The organism is Methanosarcina sp. (assembly GCF_028693135.1).
In the GTDB taxonomy this organism is placed as follows: Archaea; Halobacteriota; Methanosarcinia; order Methanosarcinales; family Methanosarcinaceae; genus Methanosarcina.
The window spans coordinates 1-3,778 of sequence record NZ_JAQUVZ010000087.1 but is presented as its reverse complement, the minus strand read 5'-3'; the positions used below and the strand labels follow the sequence as shown (position 1 = coordinate 3,778).

3 protein-coding genes and 2 rRNA genes are annotated in these 3,778 nt (G+C 40.2%); 2 read left to right on the top strand and 3 right to left on the bottom strand.

What is annotated here, in order from left to right; translation table 11 throughout:
* Window positions 1–302 precede the first annotated feature (302 nt).
* Complete coding sequence (locus tag PHF18_RS17990; RefSeq protein ID WP_300105078.1) at window positions 303–1,178, bottom strand: winged helix-turn-helix domain-containing protein; 876 nt, start codon at window positions 1,176–1,178, stop codon at window positions 303–305.
* A gap of 191 nt (window positions 1,179–1,369) precedes the next feature.
* On the opposite strand from PHF18_RS17990, the gene PHF18_RS17985 reads away from it, so the two are divergent.
* Both PHF18_RS17985 and cbiZ read left to right on the top strand, forming a co-directional pair.
* Window positions 1,370–2,320: an aminoglycoside phosphotransferase family protein gene (locus tag PHF18_RS17985; protein WP_300105077.1), complete on the top strand. Its 951-nt coding sequence runs from the start codon at window positions 1,370–1,372 to the stop codon at window positions 2,318–2,320.
* A 169-nt stretch (window positions 2,321–2,489) separates the two neighbouring features.
* Window positions 2,490–3,098, top strand: a complete 609-nt coding sequence (gene cbiZ / locus PHF18_RS17980) for an adenosylcobinamide amidohydrolase (protein ID WP_300105075.1) — start codon at window positions 2,490–2,492, stop codon at window positions 3,096–3,098.
* Between the two features lie 396 nt (window positions 3,099–3,494).
* Here the strand turns inward: cbiZ and rrf are convergent.
* Together rrf and PHF18_RS17970 are read right to left on the bottom strand one after the other, a co-directional pair.
* A 5S ribosomal RNA gene (gene rrf, locus PHF18_RS17975) occupies window positions 3,495–3,616 on the bottom strand.
* Window positions 3,617–3,691: 75 nt separating this feature from the next.
* Window positions 3,692–3,778 (bottom strand): 23S ribosomal RNA (locus PHF18_RS17970); the annotation flags it as partial.

Sequence of the window (3,778 nt, the reverse complement as noted above, 5' to 3'; positions counted from 1 at the left end):
TGACGCCAGCAATTGTTTTAAAGCTTCGAGTTCCATTTTGTGACTCCAAGATATGATAAAGAGGAAATGGAGCAACTATTATATTTTTCCTGCGATTGAAAATCCATTTAATTTGAAGAGGATACGTTATAATACAGAACTTTTAAAATTTTTTAGTACATGATTTTTAACCTTCTTTAATGCATGACTCCTAACAGTCTCTTGATACAATTTTACTAAAAAATACCAATCATGTAACTGTGGATGCCTTGTTTTTATTATCTGATTTCTGTTCTAACTTTCTTTTGACTTTACCGGACTGATTAACGGCTGCAGTCAGAAAAGCTTTTGTCATCCGGATCTTTGCCCTTACGGTCTTGAAGATATAACTGATTTGACAACTGATTTGACGGCGCAGGTGCCAGAGGTTTAGCCAGCATCCTGAAGTGTTCAAAAAGTTCCTGACCCCATTGCACGGCTTTTTCCCCGAAACTAACCATACTATTGTCTTCGCTTTTCTCGTTTTTCCCGGATAAAAAGCATGTAAGAACCATTGTGTCGGTTACAGCAACGGTAGGAGGAGTAATCTCGTTACCCAGTACATATATTTGAGAGTTTTCGAGCCGGAGCAGGGTATCAAGTTCTTCTTTAAACTCTTCTGCGAACTTTTCAAATATCGCTTGAGTCAATATGACTGAGACCCTCCGCCCTTTTTTTGCGTGTTCTGCACAGATACCAGGGTAGCGCAGATCAGGATATGAAATAATAAGGAGGATCTGTTTTGAGCTGCAAAAAGCTTCAGTCACTTCCTGGTGCACCAGAGAAGCGTCCTCACCTTGATAGCAGTACGGCATATATCCCATCAGTTCTTCCATTAACTTAAAAAAGGTGGGGGGAGCCCCACCTGGCTTAACGCCTGGACAGTAATCGTAATCGTCCTCAAGTAGCCTGAAAGCTTTTATAAGAGATTCCATTCTTCGGACAAGGATTTTTCCTGTAAGGGAGAGGCTGTATATTCGGTCTTCCTGAACCACAAGCCCGCCTTCTTTTAACCTTTTGAGCCTGGAAAGGATTGCAACCGAATTGATGTCAAGTTCGGAGTTGATTTCTTCGATGGTCCTGGGCTTCTCTTTTAGAAATAGAAACAGATTTGTCCTATTTTCAGAAGACAGGAGAACTGTGGTCAGAGACGAACTCATCACCCTTATTATAAAAAAATAAAAGTATATAGGTTTTCAGTCTCAGTTTTAAGGATCCATGTTATTGAATAAAATGAATATAAATTAAATTGAAAAAATGTAACTATTCAGCCACTGATAAAAAACAGGTTTTTTCTTTAGTATGCGAAGTAATTTCAGGATACAAACCAAAATGAATGTTGGGAGATTTTTTGGCATCCTTTGAATACGTAAGGACGGTAAAGCCTGGCCATGTTTTCAGGGACTGGCTTATCGAGGTGCTCGGGGATAGAATACGGAATAAAGACTGTGAAGTTCGTATTTTTAAACTCAGTCATGCATCGCACAGAGTCTGCAGATATGAATTTAAAGGGGAAGGATTCAGCGTTGTAGCCAAATTTTTTACAATACCCACAGGAATGATCAAAAAATACGATAGTTACACTTTAATGAAAAAGGAATATGAACACCTCAAAAAAATAAGAAAGATAATTGACGTCCCGGAGCCGATTGCAACAAGCAAAGAATTTTGTTGTGTTCTGGTCAGCAAATACATACCTGGAAGGTCTTTATTCTGGTATTTTGACAAAGGAAAAAAGCAGAGGGAAAAGTTAGAACTTGTAGCAGATATGCTAAGAAAGCTTCACGAAAATACACAAACATATTATGATAAAAAAAATGAGTTTTCAAAATTTAATTATGTTTTGAAGCACCTCAAAATCGACCGGCATGAAAAAGAAAAGTATGAACACCTGCTTGAAAAATGGCGGTACAGCTCCCTTCTGGACAGAGAAAACGGCTGTATGACCCACAATGATGCCACCCCTGTAAATTATATATTTCACAGGGGAAGACCATTTCTCCTGGATTTCGAACTGGCATCCGGGCACGGACATTTCGTATGCGACCTCGGGATACTTTGCGCCGAGCTAAAGCACTATTTTGCACGAAAAGGATCGAGCCAGAGGGCAGAGCCATATATTCGCCATTTTCTGAAGCATTACAGCAGAGATGAAGAAGAATTCCGTCAAATAACCAGGGTTATCCCATTTTACATGGCTTATGGCCTGCTGAGAATTTCTATATTGAAATGTAATGCAAAATACAGAAATTATCTCCTGAGGGAAGCAAAGAACTGTCTGAAAGCAATCGAGAAAATGTGACAAGCTCTCCAGTTAAATTAGCGGGCTGCCTGCTTCATTTTCCAGACCTCCAATTCCGGATTTGATTGGGAAGTATTATATAGGGAAGTATTATCTTGGATCTCGGGAAGTATTATTCCGATAGTTACCATTAAGCATAATTATCCTCTGGAAAAAACGTGATCATTATATGCGATACTATGTAAAAGACAGTACTCTTGTAATCGAAGGCAACTTTGAAGCCGTGAGCACGGGCTTAAACGGCGGCCGCGCGCGGGTAAACTATCTTTTCAACAAACAGGTGCCAAGGACCTTCAACCCCCCTAACCCGCAGGAGTTCATAAAAGAAGAAGCTTTGAAACTGGGACTTGAAACAGCCAATTTCGGCCTCCTTACAGCTGTCAAAATGGAATATCTCCAGGTAATTGAAGATAACTACCTAACAGCCTTTGTGACCGCTGGTGTCAGCAACGGCTCGGAATTCCGGGCAAAGGTAGGAACCATAAACATAATTATAATCTCAAAAGCAAGGCTATCCGAGACAGCTCTCTTCGGTTCAATCATCACAGCTACCGAAGCTAAAGGACTTGCACTTCTTGAAAAAGGATACAACTTTTTGGGTACTAATACTGACGCAGTGATTGTTGCCTATGAAACGGACTCGGACTCAGATTCGGGCTCAGAAAATGAGGACAAACAGGAAATCCCCTATGCAGGCTCAAGTACGGATTTTGGGAAAAAGATCACAAAGGCCGTCATAAAAGGAATTAAGGCAGGACTTTCGCTGAGAGGAGAATAAATCAGATCTGATTTATGCAAGTGCCCGGCACAAGTAAATATGATTTATTCATACAACTCCAGTCTTCTTTAAGATGCTGGCAGGTGCGCAATCTTCGGATTGGAAACGAGTAGCCGGGATTAAAAAATAAGAATTTAAAACAACGTGGCCTGATTTTATCGATAAGCACAGCTCAAAAAGCTGAAACTATAAGTTTAGAAACAAAAAGATCCTGAAAAGATACCGGGGGTCCATTAAAAACAACAGTAATATCAAAAAACCAGCATCCGAAAAACCACATCAGAAAAACCTTTTCAAAACAACAGTAATATCAAAAAACATTTCAAAACAACAGTAATATCAAAAAAACAATTCAAAAAAACAAGTTTGGAATAGAGTTAAAGTAGTATAGGGTGAAATTGGCAGCGATCCAGAGTTCCCGAAGGCTCGCACACTTCAGTACAGTAAGGAACGTGGGCAGGCTTATCTTCTGTGTTCGGTATGGGTACAGGAGTGACCCTGCCGCTATGGCCGCCAAAATCTACCTATAAATGGGATAGGGAAAGAAGTCGTATATAGATGTGCTGCATATTGAATTTCGCCTGGACCTGAATTAGATGAAAGGAACGGATAGTTAGTGAACGCGGACTGAACACCTCGTTGCCTTGGTGCTTACATCCCGTTTCTATCAAACCGGTCTT